This is a genomic window from Mesorhizobium jarvisii, from assembly GCF_003601985.1.
GTDB lineage: Bacteria > Pseudomonadota > Alphaproteobacteria > Rhizobiales > Rhizobiaceae > Mesorhizobium > Mesorhizobium jarvisii.
Genome location: NZ_QZXA01000002.1, coordinates 436430 through 454784, shown reverse-complemented (window position 1 = coordinate 454784; position 18355 = coordinate 436430). Strand labels below are relative to the sequence as shown.

At 62.8% G+C, this 18355-nt stretch carries 20 protein-coding genes; 11 read left to right on the top strand and 9 right to left on the bottom strand.

Annotated features, from left to right (window positions below; all coding sequences use genetic code 11):
- The first annotated feature begins 135 nt into the window (after nucleotides 1–135).
- Nucleotides 136–1158 (top strand): betaine--homocysteine S-methyltransferase, encoded by a 1023-nt coding sequence (gene bmt, locus D3242_RS05985; protein ID WP_064984041.1) that lies wholly within the window; start codon nucleotides 136–138, stop codon nucleotides 1156–1158.
- 9 nt (nucleotides 1159–1167) lie between these two features.
- Here bmt and D3242_RS33455 read toward each other — a convergent pair whose 3' ends face one another.
- The 6 genes from D3242_RS33455 to D3242_RS05955 all read right to left on the bottom strand — a co-directional run bounded on the left by D3242_RS33455 (nucleotide 1168) and on the right by D3242_RS05955 (nucleotide 7785).
- A complete protein-coding gene (locus D3242_RS33455) occupies nucleotides 1168–1437 on the bottom strand; it encodes a hypothetical protein (protein WP_064984317.1) in 270 nt (89 codons plus the stop codon).
- A 365-nt stretch (nucleotides 1438–1802) separates the two neighbouring features.
- A complete protein-coding gene (locus D3242_RS05975) occupies nucleotides 1803–3908 on the bottom strand; it encodes a vWA domain-containing protein (RefSeq protein WP_064984039.1) in 2106 nt (701 codons plus the stop codon).
- A 2-nt stretch (nucleotides 3909–3910) separates the two neighbouring features.
- Complete coding sequence (locus tag D3242_RS05970) at nucleotides 3911–4471, bottom strand: RNA polymerase sigma factor (RefSeq protein ID WP_027046948.1); 561 nt, start codon at nucleotides 4469–4471, stop codon at nucleotides 3911–3913.
- Nucleotides 4472–4589: 118 nt separating this feature from the next.
- Nucleotides 4590–5327 carry a dienelactone hydrolase family protein gene (locus D3242_RS05965; RefSeq protein ID WP_027046949.1) on the bottom strand — a complete coding sequence of 246 codons (738 nt, stop codon included), beginning with the start codon at nucleotides 5325–5327 and terminating at the stop codon, nucleotides 4590–4592.
- Nucleotides 5328–5432: 105 nt separating this feature from the next.
- On the bottom strand, nucleotides 5433–6113 hold the full coding sequence (locus D3242_RS05960; RefSeq protein WP_064984038.1) for a 4Fe-4S dicluster domain-containing protein: 681 nt from the start codon (nucleotides 6111–6113) through the stop codon (nucleotides 5433–5435).
- Between the two features lie 97 nt (nucleotides 6114–6210).
- Complete coding sequence (locus D3242_RS05955) at nucleotides 6211–7785, bottom strand: trimethylamine methyltransferase family protein (protein ID WP_019858696.1); 1575 nt, start codon at nucleotides 7783–7785, stop codon at nucleotides 6211–6213.
- A 289-nt stretch (nucleotides 7786–8074) separates the two neighbouring features.
- Here D3242_RS05955 and D3242_RS05950 point away from each other — a divergent pair, with 289 nt between their 5' ends.
- On the top strand, nucleotides 8075–8773 hold the full coding sequence (locus D3242_RS05950; RefSeq protein ID WP_027046950.1) for a corrinoid protein: 699 nt from the start codon (nucleotides 8075–8077) through the stop codon (nucleotides 8771–8773).
- Between the two features lie 84 nt (nucleotides 8774–8857).
- Here D3242_RS05950 and D3242_RS05945 read toward each other — a convergent pair whose 3' ends face one another.
- On the bottom strand, nucleotides 8858–8995 hold the full coding sequence (locus D3242_RS05945) for an entericidin A/B family lipoprotein (protein ID WP_081296086.1): 138 nt from the start codon (nucleotides 8993–8995) through the stop codon (nucleotides 8858–8860).
- A gap of 53 nt (nucleotides 8996–9048) precedes the next feature.
- Here D3242_RS05945 and D3242_RS05940 point away from each other — a divergent pair, with 53 nt between their 5' ends.
- Complete coding sequence (locus D3242_RS05940) at nucleotides 9049–9678, top strand: DUF1638 domain-containing protein (RefSeq protein ID WP_038647385.1); 630 nt, start codon at nucleotides 9049–9051, stop codon at nucleotides 9676–9678.
- An 11-nt stretch (nucleotides 9679–9689) separates the two neighbouring features.
- Here D3242_RS05940 and D3242_RS05935 read toward each other — a convergent pair whose 3' ends face one another.
- Nucleotides 9690–10613, bottom strand: a complete 924-nt coding sequence (locus D3242_RS05935) for an NAD-dependent epimerase/dehydratase family protein (protein ID WP_064984035.1) — start codon at nucleotides 10611–10613, stop codon at nucleotides 9690–9692.
- Between the two features lie 154 nt (nucleotides 10614–10767).
- Here D3242_RS05935 and D3242_RS05930 point away from each other — a divergent pair, with 154 nt between their 5' ends.
- The 6 genes from D3242_RS05930 (at nucleotide 10768) to D3242_RS05905 (ending at nucleotide 15467) form a co-directional block, all read left to right on the top strand.
- Nucleotides 10768–11343 (top strand): DUF4893 domain-containing protein, encoded by a 576-nt coding sequence (locus D3242_RS05930; protein WP_019858700.1) that lies wholly within the window; start codon nucleotides 10768–10770, stop codon nucleotides 11341–11343.
- An 86-nt stretch (nucleotides 11344–11429) separates the two neighbouring features.
- Nucleotides 11430–12212: a formyl transferase gene (locus D3242_RS05925; protein WP_027046952.1), complete on the top strand. Its 783-nt coding sequence runs from the start codon at nucleotides 11430–11432 to the stop codon at nucleotides 12210–12212.
- Between the two features lie 201 nt (nucleotides 12213–12413).
- Nucleotides 12414–12716 (top strand): virulence factor, encoded by a 303-nt coding sequence (locus tag D3242_RS05920; protein WP_019858703.1) that lies wholly within the window; start codon nucleotides 12414–12416, stop codon nucleotides 12714–12716.
- Entirely contained in the window at nucleotides 12709–13323 is a 615-nt protein-coding gene (locus D3242_RS05915) for a methylenetetrahydrofolate reductase C-terminal domain-containing protein (RefSeq protein ID WP_038647388.1), read from the top strand. The genes D3242_RS05920 and D3242_RS05915 overlap by 8 nt, the downstream gene beginning before the upstream one ends.
- Nucleotides 13320–14411, top strand: coding sequence for a methylenetetrahydrofolate reductase (locus tag D3242_RS05910; RefSeq protein WP_010910014.1), 1092 nt, complete (start codon nucleotides 13320–13322; stop codon nucleotides 14409–14411). The genes D3242_RS05915 and D3242_RS05910 overlap by 4 nt, the downstream gene beginning before the upstream one ends.
- Nucleotides 14412–14492: 81 nt before the next feature.
- On the top strand, nucleotides 14493–15467 hold the full coding sequence (locus D3242_RS05905; protein ID WP_019858705.1) for a methyltetrahydrofolate cobalamin methyltransferase: 975 nt from the start codon (nucleotides 14493–14495) through the stop codon (nucleotides 15465–15467).
- 79 nt (nucleotides 15468–15546) lie between these two features.
- Here D3242_RS05905 and D3242_RS05900 read toward each other — a convergent pair whose 3' ends face one another.
- Nucleotides 15547–15789, bottom strand: coding sequence for a hypothetical protein (locus D3242_RS05900; RefSeq protein WP_223217719.1), 243 nt, complete (start codon nucleotides 15787–15789; stop codon nucleotides 15547–15549).
- Between the two features lie 89 nt (nucleotides 15790–15878).
- Here D3242_RS05900 and D3242_RS05895 point away from each other — a divergent pair, with 89 nt between their 5' ends.
- The gene (locus D3242_RS05895) at nucleotides 15879–17948 is read left to right on the top strand and encodes an ASKHA domain-containing protein (protein ID WP_010910017.1); all 2070 of its coding nucleotides are present in this window, start codon (nucleotides 15879–15881) and stop codon (nucleotides 17946–17948) included.
- A gap of 189 nt (nucleotides 17949–18137) precedes the next feature.
- Nucleotides 18138–18323, top strand: a complete 186-nt coding sequence (locus D3242_RS33875; RefSeq protein ID WP_027046953.1) for a hypothetical protein — start codon at nucleotides 18138–18140, stop codon at nucleotides 18321–18323.
- The last annotated feature ends 32 nt before the right edge of the window (nucleotides 18324–18355 follow it).

Below are 18355 nucleotides of genomic sequence, written 5' to 3'. Positions count from 1 at the left end.
TGGTCATTCGATTGCTGGACCCCGACATGGTCGAGGGCCACGCCATTCGCATTGCCGAGGCCGCCACAAATCATTGACTAGACATAAAGACTTCTTTATATCCTTATTCGAATTTGAAACACGAAAGCCAATCCGATGACCACCACCAATCCGATCGATGCCCTGCTGGCTGAAAAGGGCGTGCTGCTGGCCGATGGCGCCACCGGCACCAATTTGTTCGCGATGGGCCTGGAGGCCGGCGAGGCGCCGGAATTGCTGAACGAGACAGCGCCCGACACCATCACCAGCCTGCACCAGAATTTCGTCGATGCCGGCGCGGACATCATCCTGACCAATTCCTTCGGCGGCACCCGCCACCGGCTGAAGCTCCACCATGCGCAGGATCGCGTGCAAGCGCTCAACAAGCGCGCCGCCGAGATTGCCCGCGCCGTCGCCGACAAGGCCGGCCGCAAGGTGATCGTTGCCGGCTCCGTCGGCCCGACCGGCGAATTGCTGGTGCCGCTTGGCGCCATGACCTATGACGAAGCTGTCGACGCCTTTGCCGAGCAGATCGAGGGCCTCAAGCAAGGCGGCGCCGAAGTCGCCTGGATCGAGACGATGTCGGCGCCCGACGAGATCCGCGCCGCCGCCGAAGCCGCCATCCGCGTCGGCCTCCCCTACACCTATACCGGCTCCTTCGACACAGCCGGCCGCACCATGATGGGCCTGCTGCCGAAAGACATCCATGGTGTCGTTGACGGGCTGTCCGAAGCACCGCTCGGCGTTGGCGCCAATTGCGGCGTCGGCGCTTCAGACATCCTGGCCTCGCTGCTCGACATGACCGAGGCGAAGCCGCAGGCGACGGTGATCGTCAAGGGCAATTGCGGCATTCCGGAATTCCGCGGTACTGAGATCCATTATTCCGGCACGCCGGAACTGATGGCCGACTATGTTCGCCTCGCCGTCGATGCCGGCGCCAAGATTGTCGGCGGCTGCTGCGGCACTTCGTTCCAGCACCTCGCCGCCATGCGCAAGGCGCTCGACGCCCACACCATGGCGGGTCGTCCGACGGTTGAGACGATCGTCGAGCGCATCGGTCCGATGCGCAACAAGGTGGCGACGGAAAACACCGCCGAAACCAGCGAAGCCCGCCGCGAGCGTCGCCGCAGCCGGGCCTGAGGATTTCGATTATTCGCTGTTGTCGGCGTAGCTCGACTGCGCCGACTTGAAGTCGACCACATTGTCGCCGCGCATCGTCATCAGCGCGCCGGAAGAAGCCGGATCGGTGATCTGTTCCAGCATGGCGCGGAAGCGGTCGTTGGTCAGCGCCGACATGGCGGTGTGACGCGCCTGCGCGACATCGTCGCTGATGCGTCTGGATTCGGCCGATGGGGCTGATGAAACCGTCGAAGCGTCCCGCACCGGCGGCGGCGAGTTGGCGATAGTCCTGATCTGCAATTCCGGCTCCCTCAAGCCCTGTAAACAAGTCCGGTGTAGCAACAGGAAATTGCGATCCGGTACCGGAAATCTCGCGCAATTTAACGATCATGCCGGTTAACGCTTGCGCCAGGATCCGTTGAGATTCAGGTCAGGCCGAGTCGAAAACGATGGGTTCCGAGAACCGGAGCGGAGCGTACTTTTGGGTACGTGAGCACCGGAAGCGCAGGAAACCATCGTTTGCAGGCCGGCCTCACCTGAACATCGACGGATCCAAAAAAAAGGCCGGCAAGGGAATGACCCCTCGCCGGCCTGCCTCACCCGCCCGTGGGCCGGTTTCCCCTGTCAGAACGATCCCATCCGAAGGAAACCGGCCGTCATCGCCACTACCGGTTACCGCCCAGCGCCGAGGCAAGGCGCACAAGCGAGAGGAACTCGGACCTGTATCCAAACGGGTCGGCTCCTCGGGCGGCAGTGGCAATCTCCATGATCTTGTCGTAGCCGAACTTCGCGGTCGCATCCTCGTCGCGCAGCTTCTGGCCGAAGGCAGCCACCGCGACGGAGAATCGCTGGTCGGTGCTGGCCTGGTCGAAGGACGCCACCTCGTTGGCCGAGGTCACCGGCGTGGTGATCAGCTTCGAGACATCCTCGTTCGGCAGCTTGTAGCGGATCTTGACGAAGGCATATTCGTCCGCATTGGCGACGCCGCCATTGTTGACCGTGGCCTGGCCATAGCGCAGCGGATCGATCTGATCGCCGCCGCTGCCCTTCGGCGTGATCTCGTAGATCGCGGTGACCGAATGGCCCGAGCCGATATCGCCGGCATCGACGCGGTCATTGTTGAAGTCCTCGCGGTTGAGCGCCCGGGTCTCGTAGCCGATCAGGCGGTATTCCGAGACCTTGTTGGGGTTGAACTCGACCTGGATCTTCACGTCCTTGGCGATCGGGAACAGCGTCGAGGAGGCATCCTCGACCAGCACCTTTTCCGCCTCGGCCAGCGTGTCGATATAGGCGGCGGTGCCGTTGCCGTTCTGGGCTATGGTCTGCATCATCTGGTCGTTCAGATTGTCGTGTCCGAAGCCGAACACCGACAGGAAGACACCGCTCTTGCGCTCCTGCTCGATCAGGCGCTTGAGATCATCATCGTCGCTCTGTCCGACATTGAAGTCGCCATCGGTGGCCAGCATCACCCGGTTGACGCCGTCCTTGACGAAGGATTGCTGGGCAAGCTTGTAGGCTTCTTTGATGCCGGCCTCACCGGCCGTCGAACCGCCCGGCTGCAGATTGTCGATGGCATTGAGGATCTTGTCCTTCTCGGCAGCCCTGGTCGGCATCAGCACGGTGCCGGCTTCACCGGCATAGGTGACGATCGAGATCGTGTCGTCGGCCCTGAGCTTGCTGACCAACAGCCGGAATGCCGACTTGAGCAGCGGCAGCTTGTCCGGCTCGTCCATCGAGCCCGAAACGTCGATCAGGAAGACCAGATTGGCCTTGGGCTGTTCGGTCGGCTTGATGTCGAAGCCCTTGATGGCGACATGCATCAGCTTGGTGTGCCCGTTCCACGGCGTCGGCATGACGCTGACGGTCGAGTTGAACGGCGTCGACGCCGAATCCGGTCCCTTCCAGTCATAGGGGAAGTAGTTGATCATCTCCTCGACACGGACCGTGTCGGCCTGAGGCACCGCACCTTCCTTCAGCGAGCGGCGCACGAAGGAATAGGAGGCCGTGTCGACATCGATCGAGAACGTCGAGACCGGATCTTCCAGCGCCGCATGCACCGGATTGGTCTTGAAATCCTGGACGCGGTTGCGGTTTTCCTCCTGCGGCGCGATCTGATCCGCCGGCGCGATGGTCGGCTGCGGCGCCATCAGCTTGGACTCGGCAGCCGGCGCGCGGGCGAGCCGCGACGTGCTCGGCGCGGCGCTATTCAGCGCGAATTCACCCGTTGGCGCCGGTGGTGCCGGCTCGGCCACCACCGCGCGTTCATTGGCAGTCTGCTGAGCTGTGCCGCCGGCCTGGGCGGCTTCGGATTTCGGCGGCGACGCCGGCGCCACAAGCACGCCGGTCGCGTCGCGGCTTTCGACATCCGCGTCGGCCTTCTTGTCCTTCGCCAGTTCGGTTGGAGCCTGCTTCGGCTCGGCCGGCTTCAACGTCGCCGGCTTGTCGGCCAGCGTCTCGGTGATCTTTTCGTCGCCGCCGAATTTGGCCGGCTGTTCCCTCAGCAGATGGAAGGTGGCGTATCCGGCGATCGGCAGGGCGACGAGCCCGGCAAGAGCCGGCGTGGCGATGAGTTTCTTTTGCATGATCTCGCTCCAGAGCTTTTGTGCTCGCTCTGTGAGACGAAGGCCGCCGACCGATCCTTGGGTGACGGCAGAAATATTTTCCTCATCATAGGCACGCAGGGCGGCTTCGAAGGCGCGCGCCTTCGCGCTCTCACCCGGCGCCGGTGCCGCGATATCGCGCAGTCTGTTGAGTTCGTTGTCGTCGACCATGGTCACACTTCCCCGGCTGAACGCATCAGCGCCTTCAGCCGTTTCTTCGCTTCATGGATGTGCCAGGAAACCGTCGTCTCCGAGATCGCCATCGCCTCGGCGGCGGCCGCATGGCTCAAGCCCTCGCCATAGACCAGCAGTACGGCGTCGCGCTGCTTGTCCGGAAGCTGCCGCACCGCGGTCCACAGCGCCTCGGCCGGATCCTCGCTCTCGGCCGGGGCCTCGCCCGAAATCAGCGCATGGACGCCATAGGCCTCGGTCTTCACGGTCTCGCGCGCGGTCTTGCGCATCATGTCGCGCGCCGCATTCATCGTCACGGAATAGAGCCATGTCGTGAAGGCGCCGCCGCCGCGATAGTCGCGGATCGCCTTGCCGAGCCGGACGCAGACTTCCTGGGCGATGTCTTCGGCATCCGCCTTCTTGCCGCACCAGCGATAGGCGGCGCGATAGACGAAGTCGTAGTGGCGCTCCAGCAATTTGCCGAAGGCACCCCTGTCTCCGCCCTTCGCCCGCCCGATCAGTTCGGCGTCGGAGGCTTCGCTCTCATCCAGCATCATCGCCATCATTTGCCTGTTGGACGAAGGCTAATGGCTAATCCTTGGGGTGATGCAAAGATTTTTTACGCACCGCCTCTTCCTCCTCCCCGTTCTACCGGGAAAAGGTGCCAGGCAGGCGGAAGCTTCACCCGAGTGTTTCGGCAAACAGCGTGATCAGCCTTCGCCAATGCCGTTCGGCGCCGGCTTCGTTGTAGACGCTGTGGTCGGGCACGCACCAGCCATGCGCCATGCCGACATAGTTCTCGATGGCGTGGTCGACTTCGGCATTGCGCAGCGCCTCCTCCAGCCGTGTCGACTGCTCCGGTGGGAAACTCCGGTCGACGCCGGCCATGCCGACATAGACCCTCGCCTTGATGGATGCCGCCTTGCGGTGCGGGCTGTCGGCGGCATCGCTGGCGAGATTGCCGCCATGGAAACTGGCGGCGGCCCTGATCCTGTCCGGGTAGGCCGCGGCCGCGTTGAGCGCCCGTGCGCCGCCCATGCAATAACCGACGGTCCCGATCGGACCCGTGATGCCTTCGCCGGCGAGCGCATCGAGAAAGGCCTCGCCGTCGCTGATGGTCATCTGCTGTGTCGTGCCAGCGACCAGCGCCATCAGCGCTGCCTTGCTGTCTTCCTCGGTGAAGGCAGTCTTGGCGTCGAACGGACCATAGGGCGCATTGCGATGGAACAGGTCCGGCACCAGCACCGCATAGCCTTCGCCCGCCAGCCGCTCGGCCATGCCGTCGAGCGCCGGACGCGGGCCGAAGGCATCCTGGTAGAGAATGACGCCGGCCTTGCCAGGGGACGTCTTGGCCGAGCGGAACAGGCCCGCCTTCGCCACCCCGTCACGGGTCTTGATCCTGAGGTCATGCTTCGTCATTGCCTGCTCCATTTGTCAGATGCGCGATACATATCCACGCGACCTTCCACGGCAAGGCATTCCCTAGAAGTATCCGTCAACATTTCGTGCAGCATCGCGTGATGATCACAGGCCGGCGAATGCCGCCATATGGAAGGCCTGGATATCAGACGGGTAGCGATATTCCGTGCCATAGGGACAAGCGTTGCGGTCGAGGCAGCCGCCGCTCCGGCACGGTTCGCCATTCCCTCTCCGCACATGCGCCAGGCAGGCCCGGTAGGCGAAGCCTTCCGTGGAATAGGCATCGACGGGACAGGATTTCAGACAGGGTTTCTCGACACAGGCGTCGCAAAGATGAATTGCCTCGCCCTGCTCCGGAAGCGCGATCTCGTCCTCGAAAAGCAACGCGCCGCGATAGGCATGCCAAAGCCCGTATTGCGGATGCATGAGGATGCCGAGCGGCGACGGTTTTAGCCCCTCTGCCCGAACAGCCCATTGCTGGAACGGCAGATAGGGCTTGTCGGAGGGAGAAACAGAGCGCGCGCCAAATGCCTCCGCCACATCGCCAATGACCTGCCGCGACCAGCTGTCGAGCGGATTGGCGATTGTCGACGGCTGCTGTTCGCGCCAGCGCAGGAAATGCGGCCAGGGTGTAGCTCCCGCCTGCCCCACCAGCAGCACGGATTTCGCCGGCGCGCCCGAGGCGCCGTGAGGGGCGTCCTCGCCATCAGAGAAAACAAAGCCGCCACGCAGGATGAGGCCATTGGCGCCGAGCGCGGCCGTGATCTCTTCGATCATGCCGCGCACAGAATCATCCCTTCTTGTCCGGGTCGGAGAAGGCGCTCCGCCAGACTTCCTTGTGGATGATGTTGGCGACTTTAGCCCCGCCTGACTCGGGCTCCTTTCAAGTGAAGGCGTCGGGCATCGACCCCTTCTTCTTGGCGATGAATTCCTTCAGGGCTTCGTCGATGCTCGCATCGAGATGCGGCGCCTCGTAGCTTTCCAGCCAGCGGCGGGCGAGCTCATTGGCGCGCTGCGGCGCGGTCTTCTCGCCTTCGGCCAGCCACTGTTCGTAGGAATTGTTGTCGGCGATGCTGGAGCGGTAGAAGGCCGTCTGGAAATTGGCCTGGGTGTGGTCGCAGCCGAGATAGTGGCTGCCCGGGCCGACCTGGCGGATCGCGTCCATCGCCTGGCCGTTCTCCGACAGGTCGACGCCTTCGGAGAATTTCTGCTGCATGCCGAGCTGGTCGATGTCCATCATGAATTTTTCGTAGCAGGACGCCAGCCCGCCCTCGAGCCAGCCGGCCGAGTGGAGGACGAAGTTGGTGCCGGCGAGGATCGTCGAGTTCAGCGTGTTGGCGCTTTCATAGGCCGCCTGCGCATCCGGAACCTTGGACGCGCAGAGCGAACCGCCGGTGCGGAACGGCAGTCCGAGGCGGCGTGCGAGCTGGGCAGCGCCATAAGACACCAGCGACGGCTCCGGCGTGCCGAAGGTCGGCGCGCCCGACTGCATCGAGATCGACGAGGCAAAGGTGCCGAACAGCACCGGCGCGCCAGGCCGGATGAGCTGCGTGAACGATGCGCCGGCCAGCACTTCGGCCAGAACCTGCGTCAGCGTGCCGGCGACCGTCACCGGGCTCATCGCGCCGGCAAGGATAAACGGCGTGACGATACAGGCCTGGTTGTGGCGCGAATAAACCTTCAGCGCGCCCAGCATGGTTTCGTCGAACACCATCGGCGAGTTGGCGTTGATCAGGCTGGTCAGCACCGTGTTGTTCTCGACGAAATCGTCGCCGAACACGAGCTTGGCCATGGCAACGGTGTCTTCGGCGCGTTCCGGCGCGGTCACGGAGCCCATGAACGGCTTGTCCGAGTATTTTATGTGCGAATAGATCATGTCGAGGTGGCGCTTGTTGACCGGCACGTCGACCGGCTCGCACACCGTGCCGCCCGAATGGTGGATCGACGGTGCCATATAGGCGAGCTTCACGAAATTCTGGAAATCCTCGATCGTCGCGTAGCGCCTGACACCGTTAAGGTCGCGCACGAAGGGCGGGCCATAGACCGGCGCAAAGACAGTAGCATTGCCGCCGATCTGCACCGAGCGCTCGGAATTGCGGGCATGCTGGGTATAGACGGACGGCGCGGTCTTCAGCAGCGAACGGCAAAGACCCTTCGGGAAATGCACGCGCTCGCCCTTGACGTCGGCGCCGGCCTCTTTCCAAAGCTGCAGCGCTTCGGCGTCATCGCGAAAAATGATGCCGATCTCTTCGAGCACCGTGTCGGTGTTTTTCTCGATCAGGGCGAGGCCTTCCTCGTCGAGCACCTCATAGATGTTGATCTTGCGCTTGATGTAGGTGAGTTGGGTACCGGGTCCGCCGCCGGAACGCGCGGCGCGCCTTGCCGCCGCTCCGCCGCTCGCGCCTCGCCCACGCCGCGCGTTTGACGCTTCCTGGTCGACTGCCGCGTGTTCGCTCATGATCGCTCTTCCCTGAATATGGCCTGGCCTGACGATGGCTGGTCCGTAGCCGTTGTGGCCGCATGGCGCGGCTTTCGCCGGATCGTAGCCATGCACCCTATTCGAAACGGCCCGTCCGCGCCAACGCCTGTCGCAAAATCGACAAGAAAACCAATAGATTTTCCAGTCGCTTTCCTTTTGCGGGAAGTCGCAAATCAGCTATGGATAGCCGCCCGTTGCGGGTTAGGTATGAACGCTAATATTTTGTGCCTTGCGACACAGTCGCGATGCCGTGAGGAGCTGGATAAAAATGTCCGACGACGAGATCATCCTTTCTGAACTTTCCGACGACGAGTTGGTGCAGCAGATGCACGACGATCTCTATGACGGGTTGAAGGAAGAGATCGAGGAAGGCACGCGCATCCTGCTGGAGCGCGGCTGGGTACCCTACAAGGTGCTCACCGAGGCGCTGGTCGAAGGCATGCGCATCGTCGGCGAGGATTTTCGCGACGGCATCCTGTTCGTTCCCGAAGTGCTGTTGTCCGCCAACGCCATGAAGGCCGGCATGTTTATCCTGCGCCCGCTGCTCGCCGCCACCGGAGCGCCGAAGCAGGGCAAGATGGTGATCGGCACCGTCAAGGGCGACATCCATGACATCGGCAAGAACCTCGTCGGCATGATGATGGAAGGCGCAGGCTTCGACGTCATCGACCTCGGCATCAACAATGCGGTCGAGAAATATCTCGATGCGATCGAGCAGCATCAGCCCGACATCATCGGAATGTCGGCGCTTTTGACCACCACCATGCCCTACATGAAGGTCGTCATCGACACGATGAAGGAAAAGGGCATCCGCGACGACTACGTCGTGCTGGTCGGCGGCGCGCCGCTCAACGAGGAATTCGGCAAGGCCGTCGGCGCCGACGCCTATTGTCGCGATGCTGCGGTAGCCGTCGAGACCGCCAAGGACTTCATGAAGCGCAAGCACAATGTCCGCGCTTCGGCCTGACCCAAGGCATCAGGATGACCGAGAAGAAAAGCCGCGCCTTGCAGCGCGGCTTTTTTGTTCCCAGATGATAGACGAGGCAGCCGATCAGTTGGCGACAGTGTCTTTGACTGCTCTCGCCGTCGATTTGACATCCTTGCCGACACCCCGAATGGTGTTGGCGCAGGCGGTGAGTGCAAGTGCGCAGGCAAGGATAGCCATCGGCGCGATACGTAGCAGTTTCATGGACGGTGTCTCCCTCGACAGGTAAATTAGCCCCGCAGCGAAAGCCGCTCGACTTGGTCAAGACGCAAAAAACGAAACCGAATCAAACAGACAGGTTGCTTGTCATCGCCTGTGGGATGATTGCGCGTGAGGTATTGGCCGTCAAGGAACAGCTCGGGCTGGATCACCTGGAACTGACCTGCCTGCCGGCCGAGTTTCATTTTTATCCCGACCGCATCGCACCCGCCATGGACAGAGCGATCGAGAAGGCCAAGACGGAAGGGTACGAGCACATCTTCGTCGGCTATGCCGATTGCGGCACCGGTGGCCTGCTCGACCGCGTCATCGAGAAGCATGGCGTCGAGCGCATGGCCGGCCCGCACTGCTTCGCCTTCTATCAAGGCATGGAAGCCTACGCGAAGATCGCCGACGACGACATGATGTCCTTCTACATGACGGATTTCCTGTGCCGCCAGTTCGATGCATTCTTCATGAAGCCGCTCGGCCTCGACAAGCACCCGGAACTGATCAAGGACTATTTCGGCAATTACGAAAAGCTGGTCTATCTGGCCCAGACCGACGACCCGGAACTCGACAAGGTCGCGGAAAAGGCCGCCGCCCTGCTCGGCCTTGCCTATGAGCGGCGCGCGACCGGCTATGGCGACCTGACGGTCGAAATGGCGCAGGCAGCGAAGGTCGCCTGATCGCGATTGCGCTAGCCTGGCCCATTCTCCGCCCTTAGCGCCACCAGCACATCGGCAAAGCTCGTCTTACAGACAAAGCCGAGCCTCTCCCGCAACCGCGAGGCATCATAGACGCGGTCGATGGAGGAAAACATCGTCCAGCCTTTTTGCGCGTAGAGCGCCGGAAAGTCCGGGAAATAGCGCGCGACCACCGACGGCGCATCGGCGATCAGTTCGGCGCAATCATCAGGCCGGAACGGTGTCGGCGCACAGACGATAGAAATGTCGAAGCCAAGCTGCGGCGCTTTCTCCAATGCCGCGACATGGGCTTCCGCCGCGTCTTCCACGGTCAGCCGGCGGAACAGCAATTCGTTCGCCTTGGTGTTGGCATCTGATTGTTCAATCGCATGCGCCATGTCGTCGGCTTCGGGAAAGAAGCGGGCCGTGCGCAGCACGACCACCGGCAAGCCATGCTGCAGATGATAGAGGCGGCAGAGATGTTCGGCCGAAAGCTTGGTCACGCCATAGATGTTGCGCGGTTCGGGCGACATCGCCTCGGTCAGCCAGGCGGCCTTGCGCGCACCCCCCTTGAAGCCGTCGCGTATTGCCTGCGAGATCATCAGCGAGGTGGTAGAGGTGAAGACGAAGCGCTGCACGCCGCTCGCCACCGCGGCGTCGAGAAGGTTCAGCGTGCCTTGCACGTTGGTGGCGACGAAATCGCTGTTGGCGCGGCTCTCTATATTGGGCTTGTGCAGCGCGCCGCTGTGAATGATGGCTTCGATTCGATTATCCCCGACCGCCCGCATGACCAGATCGCGATCGGCGATCGAGCCGATCACCTGCGTTTCCACCGAAGGAACAGGATCGAGGCCAATCATCTCATGGCCAAGCGCGCGGAGCCGCGGCGCCAGCGCGCTACCCAGCCAACCCGACGATCCCGTGAGCAAGATTCGCATGCGTCGCACCATGATTTTTGACGGCGACGCTGTTAAGCACGGATGACAGGCGCGAGCGACCCGATAAGGTCAGTCATCGGCCGGCAACGGCGCCGCTCCAGACATCAACTGCCATTTTTATCGACTGCCATTTTAGAGACTCAGGGAGTTCCAGATGATCCTTCGTCCCCTTTTTGCCGCCATCGGCCTGCTCTGCTGCACCCTGCCCGCCCTTGCCGACGGCCAGGTACAGAAGCTGATCACGCCCGCCGACAAGGTCCGCCTCGACAAATATGGCGAGACGCGCAAGGCGGCGCTCGCCGAGGCGAAAGCGGGCAGCCCGGCCGAGGTCAAACAACTCGATGCCTTGCTGGCCAAGCCGCTGGTGTCGTTCTCCGACAAGGACCTGACCGGCAACTGGAAGTGCCGCACCATCAAGGCAGGCGGTTTGAGCCCGCTCGTCATCTATGGCTGGTTCAAGTGCAAGGTGACCGACGACGGTTCCGGCTGGCGGCTGGAAAAGATCAGCGGTTCGCAGCGAACCCAGGGCCGCTTTTTCGACGATGGCGAGAAGCGCGCCATCTATCTCGGCTCCGGCTCCGTCAACAACGATCGGGCAAAACCTTATGGCAGCGGTCCGCAAACCGACCAGGTCGGCTATGCCTTCCGCACCGGTGCCAGCGAATGGCGCGTCGAACTTCCCGCGCCCTACTACGAATCGAAGCTCGACATCATCGAGTTCAAGCGCTGAGCGTGGTCATCAAGATTTAACCCCGTTCCGGCACAAATCCGGCCAGCATGCGGCAGCTGGCCGCGTGCAAGGCAGGAAAGCGGGCCATGTCTTCACCGGTAGCAACCAGCGCGTCGATCGTCGTCGTGACCGGCGGCGGCCAGCATGTCTGGGCCATGATCAACGCGATCGCCGATCGCGTTGGTCCTGTCAGCGTCATCCTCGAAACCCCTGAATCCAAAAAGCAATTGCTGCGTGGTCGGGCTCGCCGCCAAGGCTGGGTCTCGGCCATGGGCCAGCTCGGCACGATGGTGCTGAGCAGGTTGGGCAAGCGGCTGCGGGCCGGCCATAGCGCGCGATTGATTGCCGAGGAGAGACTGGAGGTTGAGCCACGACCAGGCCAGGAGATTATCCACGTAGCCTCGGCCAATGGGCCTGAGTGCCTGCAGGCGATCCAGAAGATCCAGCCAGGCGTCGTGCTGCTCAACGGTTGCCGACTGATCTCGGCCGAGATGCTGCGCAAAATGCCCTGCCCGGTGCTCAACTACCATGCGGGCATCACGCCGAAATATCGCGGCATGAATGGCGGCTATTGGGCCCTGGCATCCGGTGACGCGCAGAATTTCGGCACGACCATCCACCTCGTCGACGCTGGCGTCGACACTGGCGGCGTGCTGAAGCAGGCACGCGGCAGACCGGAAAAAGGCGACACCATCTCCAGTCACGCGCTCCGCCAGGCGGCGTTCTCGCGCGATATCTGCATCGAGGCCGTCAGCGATGCACTGGCCGGAAAACTCACAACGATCGATCCCGGCCTGCCTTCCAAACAATGGTATCATCCGACGATCTGGTTCTACCTCTGGACCGGCCTCAGAACCGGAATCTGGTAGGTCTCATCAGCCCGGAGCCGCACAGGGCCAGACGGCTTTTCGGCACGCCGACCCTGCCGCCGGTGCGCCCCGCGAACGAATAAACACGCCTTTCATTTTACGACATTGAAATGCGTCGCTTTTGAATGCGCGCGCGTCGTCCCATAACAAGCGGGTCCATTGCGCATCCGGCAATGCTCTAAGATCGAGGAGCGAGAATTCATGGCCGATCTTATCGTCGTCTACTGGCGCGACATCCCTGCCCAGGTCATCGTCAAGAAGGGCCGGCAAAATGCCAAGCGCGAGCTGCCGCTGCGCTTCACCGAAGCCATCGACATGTGCGCCATGCGCACCGGCGCCGGCGGTACCGACGACTATCTGGCCGAATGGCGCAAGGCCGATCCGGTTCCGGTCGGCGACGATCTCGAAGCCGAGGTCGAAAAGGCTTTCAAGGACCTCGACACGAAATATGACCGTGAAAGATTGGTCGCTCTGGTCAAGGCGGGGGGCAAAGAAAATGTCTGAGACCACTCCTGTCAAAAACGATGGGCCGACGGTTACCCAGGCCACCCTGGTCAAGAAGGCTGCGCCGAAATCCGACTACAAGCCGGCCGACGTGTCGCCGCAGCGGCGCGTGCAGCGCTCCTTCGCGGTGAGATTATGGTCGATCCGGCATTCGCGTCTGCTCGAATGGTTTTATTCCCGCTTCGCCGACATGTTTCTGCTCCTCCATCCTCTGTGGAGAGGCATCGGCTACGGCCGCGTCGAGGCTCCGATCAAATTCGTCGAGAAGCGCGTCAAGGGGTTCATGTTCGACTGCCGCATGTGCGGCCAGTGCATCCTGTCGTCGACCGGCATGTCGTGCCCGATGAATTGCCCCAAGCAGCTGCGCAACGGCCCCTGCGGTGGCGTGCGTGCCAATGGCAATTGCGAGGTCGAGCCCGATATGCCCTGCGTCTGGGTCAAGGCCTGGGAAGGCTCGCAGAACATGGTCAACTCCGACAAGATCCTGGCCGTGCAGAAGCCGGTCGACCAGTCGCTGCGTGAAACCTCCGCCTGGCTGCGGGTCACCGCGCAGGCGGCTGCCGCCCGTGAAGCCGCCGCCGCACCAAAGACCGGAGCCGCCGCATGAGCGCCCGTCAGCGCGACGAGAACCCGGCCGGCATTCACCTGCCGCTCGATCCCCTGCCCGGCCATTCGTCCCGCGGCCGGCTGGAGCGTGTGCTGCGGCGCGGTGAATTCGCCGTGACGACCGAACTCAATCCCCCCGACAGCGCCGATCCCGAGGACGTCTACAACCGGGCCAAGATCTTCGACGGCTGGGTCGACGCCATCAACGCCGTCGATGCCTCCGGCGCCAATTGCCACATGTCCTCGGTCGGTATCTGCGCGCTTTTGACCCGCATGGGCTATGCCCCGATCATGCAGATCGCCTGCCGCGACAAGAACCGGATCGCCATCCAGGGCGACGTGCTGGGGGGTGCCGCCATGGGTGTCGCTAACATGCTGTGCCTGACCGGCGATGGCGTGCAGGCCGGCGACCAGCCCGGCGCCAAGCCGGTGTTCGACCTCGATTCCATGTCGCTGCTCGAGACCATCCGCATCATGCGCGACAACGGCAAGTTCCTGTCCGGCCGCAAGCTGACGACGCCGCCACAGGTCTTCCTAGGCGCTGCCGTCAACCCGTTCGCGCCGCCCTTCGACTTCCGCCCGATCCATCTCGGCAAGAAGATCGCCGCCGGCGCGCAGTTCGTGCAGACGCAGTATTGTTTCGACGTGCCGATGTTTAGGACCTTCATGCAGAAGGCGCGCGATCTCGGCCATACCGAAAAAGTGTTCGTCCTGTGCGGCGTCGGTCCCCTTGCCTCGGCCAAGACCGCCAAGTGGATCCGCTCCAACGTGCCTGGCATCCACATCCCGGATGCCGTCATCAAGCGGCTGGAAGGCGCGCAGGATCAGAAGAAGGAAGGCAAGCAGCTCTGCATCGACATCATCAACGAGGTGAAGGAAATCCCTGGGATCTCGGGCGTCCATGTGATGGCCTACCGCCAGGAGGAATATGTCGCCGAGATCGTCGATGAATCGGGCGTGCTGAAGGGCCGCCAGCCCTGGAAGCGCGAAATCCGTCGCGACGACCAGATGGTTGCCGACCGGCTCGACCACATCCTGCACGACGAGATTACCGAAACCCAGGTGGATATGGTGAAGACCGCGCATTGATCCGCGCGGAGGATCACCATTCGCTTGATCGAAAAGAGATAACGATATAAAGAACTCTTTATATCACGACGGAGAGATTTCATGACCCGGACCATCGTTGCCTCGGCGACACGAGAAATCATCATCGGCTTCGACCAGCCCTTCTGCGTGATTGGCGAGCGCATCAACCCGACCGGCCGCAAAAAGCTCGCCGCCGAGATGGTCGCCGGCAATTTCGAGACCGTCATCAAGGACGCGCTGGAACAGGCCGCCTGCGGCGCCACCATGCTCGACGTCAATGCCGGCGTCACCGCGGTCGACCCCAACGCCACGGAGCCGGCGCTGCTGGTGCAGACACTGGAGATCGTCCAGGGCCTCGTCGACCTGCCGCTGTCGATCGACAGCTCGGTCACCGCCGCGATCGAGGCGGCACTCAAGGTAGCCAAAGGCCGCCCGCTGGTCAATTCCGTCACCGGCGAGGAAGAAAAGCTCGAAGCCATCCTGCCGCTGATCAAGAAATACAACGTCCCGGTCGTCGCCATCTCCAATGACGAGACCGGCATTTCGATGGATCCGGACGTGCGCTTCGCAGTCGCCAAGAAGATCGTCCAGCGCTGCGCCGATTTCGGCATTCCGGCGCACGACGTCGTCGTCGACCCGCTGGTCATGCCGATCGGCGCGCTCGGCGATGCCGGTCGCCAGGTGTTCGCTCTGCTGCGCCGGCTGCGCGAAGAGCTCAAGGTCAACACCACTTGCGGCCTGTCCAACATCTCCTTCGGCCTGCCGCATCGTCATGGCATCAACGCCGCCTTCATCCCGATGGTGATCGGCGCCGGCATGACCAGCGCCATCATGAACCCGGTGCGTCCGCAGGAAATGGAAGCCGTGCGCGGCGCCAATGTGCTCAACGGCACCGACGAGAACTGCACCAACTGGATCAGGACCTACAAGGACTACAAGCCGGCCGAAGGCGGCCATGCGGTCGCGGCGCCAACGGCAGTCAACGCCCCCGGCGAAGGCGGCGGCAATGGCGGTCGCCGCCGCGGCGGCCGTGAAGCCCGCATGGGTCGGGGGTAAGCGCGCAATCGTGAACCGGACTGCAAACCACGCTGGACCGATCGCATCATCGATGCGGTCGGACGCGTCTGCTTTGCGGTCAGGCGACGCCCAATATGGCGTCGAACAACGCCATTCCCGCCCACGATCCGAATATGCCGGTCACGCCGCCTATGACGAAGTCATCGTCATAGGCGGGCCACAGCCCGTTGAGCAGCAGCACCGCGACAATCGCACCGAGAATTCCGCTGGCCAGATATTGCGGATTGCGCAGCCACGGCCCCTTCAGCACCCGCACCATGGTAAAAGCGGTGAATATGCTGGACAGCAGGAGATCGGACATGATTGGCCTCTGGACCATCAGACAGTCCGCCCAATAGTGAAACGATCCGTTAAACGGTATCGACAATCCCTTCCGAGACACGTGTACGCATGAACTCGCCTGCCAACATTACCGATCCACTCGTGCTGTTCATGCCGTCGGGCAAGCGCGGGCGGTTTCCCGTCGGCACGCCGGTGCTCGATGCCGCGCGTCAGCTTGGCGTCTATGTCGAGAGCGTGTGCGGCGGCCGCGCCACGTGCGGGCGCTGCCAGATCGAGGTGCAGGAAGGCAATTTCGCCAAGCACAAGATCGTCTCCTCCAACGACCACATCTCACCCAAGGGACCCAAGGAAGAGCGCTACGAGCGCGTGCGCGGCCTGCCTGAGCGGCGTCGCCTCTCCTGCTCGGCGCAGATCCTCGGCGACCTCGTCATCGACGTGCCGCAGGACACGGTCATCAACGCGCAGACCATCCGCAAGGATGCCGACACCAGGGTGATCGCCCGCGATACGGCGATCCGCATGTGCTATGTCGAGATCGAAGAGCCCGACATGCACAAGCCGCTCGGCGACCTTGACCGGCTGAAGATCGCGCTGATGAAGGATTGGGGCTTCAAAAACCTCGAATTCGACTTCTACCTGCTGCCGCAGGTGCAAGGCATATTGCGCAAGGGCAACTGGACCGCGACCGCCGCCATCCACAAGGACGCCGACAGCGATATAGCGCGCGTCATCGCGCTGTGGCCGGGCCTCAAGAACGAGGCCTATGGCCTGGCTTGCGATATCGGCTCGACCACCATCGCCATGCATCTGGTGTCGCTGCTGTCGGGCCGCGTCGCGGCTTCGTCCGGCACCTCGAACCCGCAGATCCGCTTCGGCGAGGATCTGATGAGCCGTGTCTCTTATGTGATGATGAACCCGGACGGCCGCGAAGGCATGACGGTGGCCGTGCGCGAGGCGATCTCCAGTCTCGTCGACAAGGTCTGCGCGGAGGGCAATGTCCAGCGCAACGACATTCTGGATTCCGTCTTCGTCGGCAATCCGATCATGCACCATCTGTTCCTCGGCATCGATCCGACCGAACTCGGCGGCGCCCCCTTCGCACTCGCCGTCTCGGGTGCGGTGCGTATCAAGGCCTCCGACATCGGCCTCAAGCTCAACCAGGGTGCGCGCCTCTATATGCTGCCCTGCATCGCCGGCCATGTCGGCGCCGACGCGGCGGCGGTGACGCTGTCGGAAGGCCCGCATCGCCAGGACGAGATGATGCTGATCGTCGACGTCGGCACCAATGCCGAGATCGTGCTCGGCAACCGTGCGCGGGTCGTGGCGGCCTCCTCTCCGACCGGTCCGGCTTTCGAGGGCGCCGAAATCTCCGGCGGCCAGCGTGCCGCCCCCGGCGCCATCGAGCGCGTGCGCATCGATCCCGACACGCTGGAACCAAAATACCGCGTCATCGGCTCGGAACTGTGGTCCGATGAGCCCGGCTTCCTCGACAGCGTGCAGGCGACCGGCGTCACCGGCATCTGCGGCTCCGGCATCATCGAGATCGTGGCGGAGATGTATCTCGCCGGCATCATCTCGGAGGATGGCGTTGTCGACGGATCGCTTGCCGCGCGCTCTCCGCGCGTCACCGCCAATGGTCGCACCTTCTCCTATGTGCTGAAGGAAGGCGAACCGAAGATCACCATCACCCAGACCGATGTGCGCGCCATCCAGCTCGCCAAGGCAGCCCTCTATGCCGGCACCAAGCTTTTGATGGAAAAGCAGAATACCGAGCATGTCGACCGCATCCATTTCGCCGGCGCCTTCGGCTCCTTCATCGATCCGAAATACGCCATGGTGCTGGGCCTGATCCCCGATTGCGACCTCGACAAGGTTTCCGCCGTCGGCAACGCCGCGGGTGCTGGTGCGCGCATGGCGCTCCTGAACCGTGGCTATCGCCGCGAGATCGAGGAGACGGTGAGCCAGATCGAGAAGATCGAGACCGCACTGGAACCGAAATTCCAGGAGCATTTCGTCTACGCCATGGCGCTGCCCAACAAGGTCGACCCGTTCCCGAAACTGTCGGCGGCGGTGAAACTGCCGCCGCGCAAGACGGTGAGCGAGGACGGCATCGCCGGCGACGCCACGCCGCGCCGACGCTCGCGCGAAGGCCACGCGGCAAGGCGTAGCCGCGAATAGACGCGACCTTCACAGGCCATCTCGAACTTCAAACTCATTTGCCTGCAAATGTTTCCGGATCGAGCCGATCTGGAAACCAAACCGCTGTTTTCGCGAAATCCATCCGATACATGGCAGGCGCATTTACCCCGCATCGAACGGCGGCCGAGGACAATCCTCGGCCTCCGCCGTTCTTCAAGGGAGATGAAAATGTCGATGTTCGAAAATCTCGGCCGCTTCGGTGTGACCATCAGGCAGAACCACGCCAGGAACAAGGCGATCCGCGCGCTGAACAGCCTGCCGGCGCATGTCCAGAAGGACATTGGCTGGCCGGCATCGCCGCCCAGCGATCCGCAGGCCGCGCTCACGTCGCTGCTTCTGGGCACGGCGCGCTGATGACCTTTGCCGACAAATGCAAATTGCTCGGC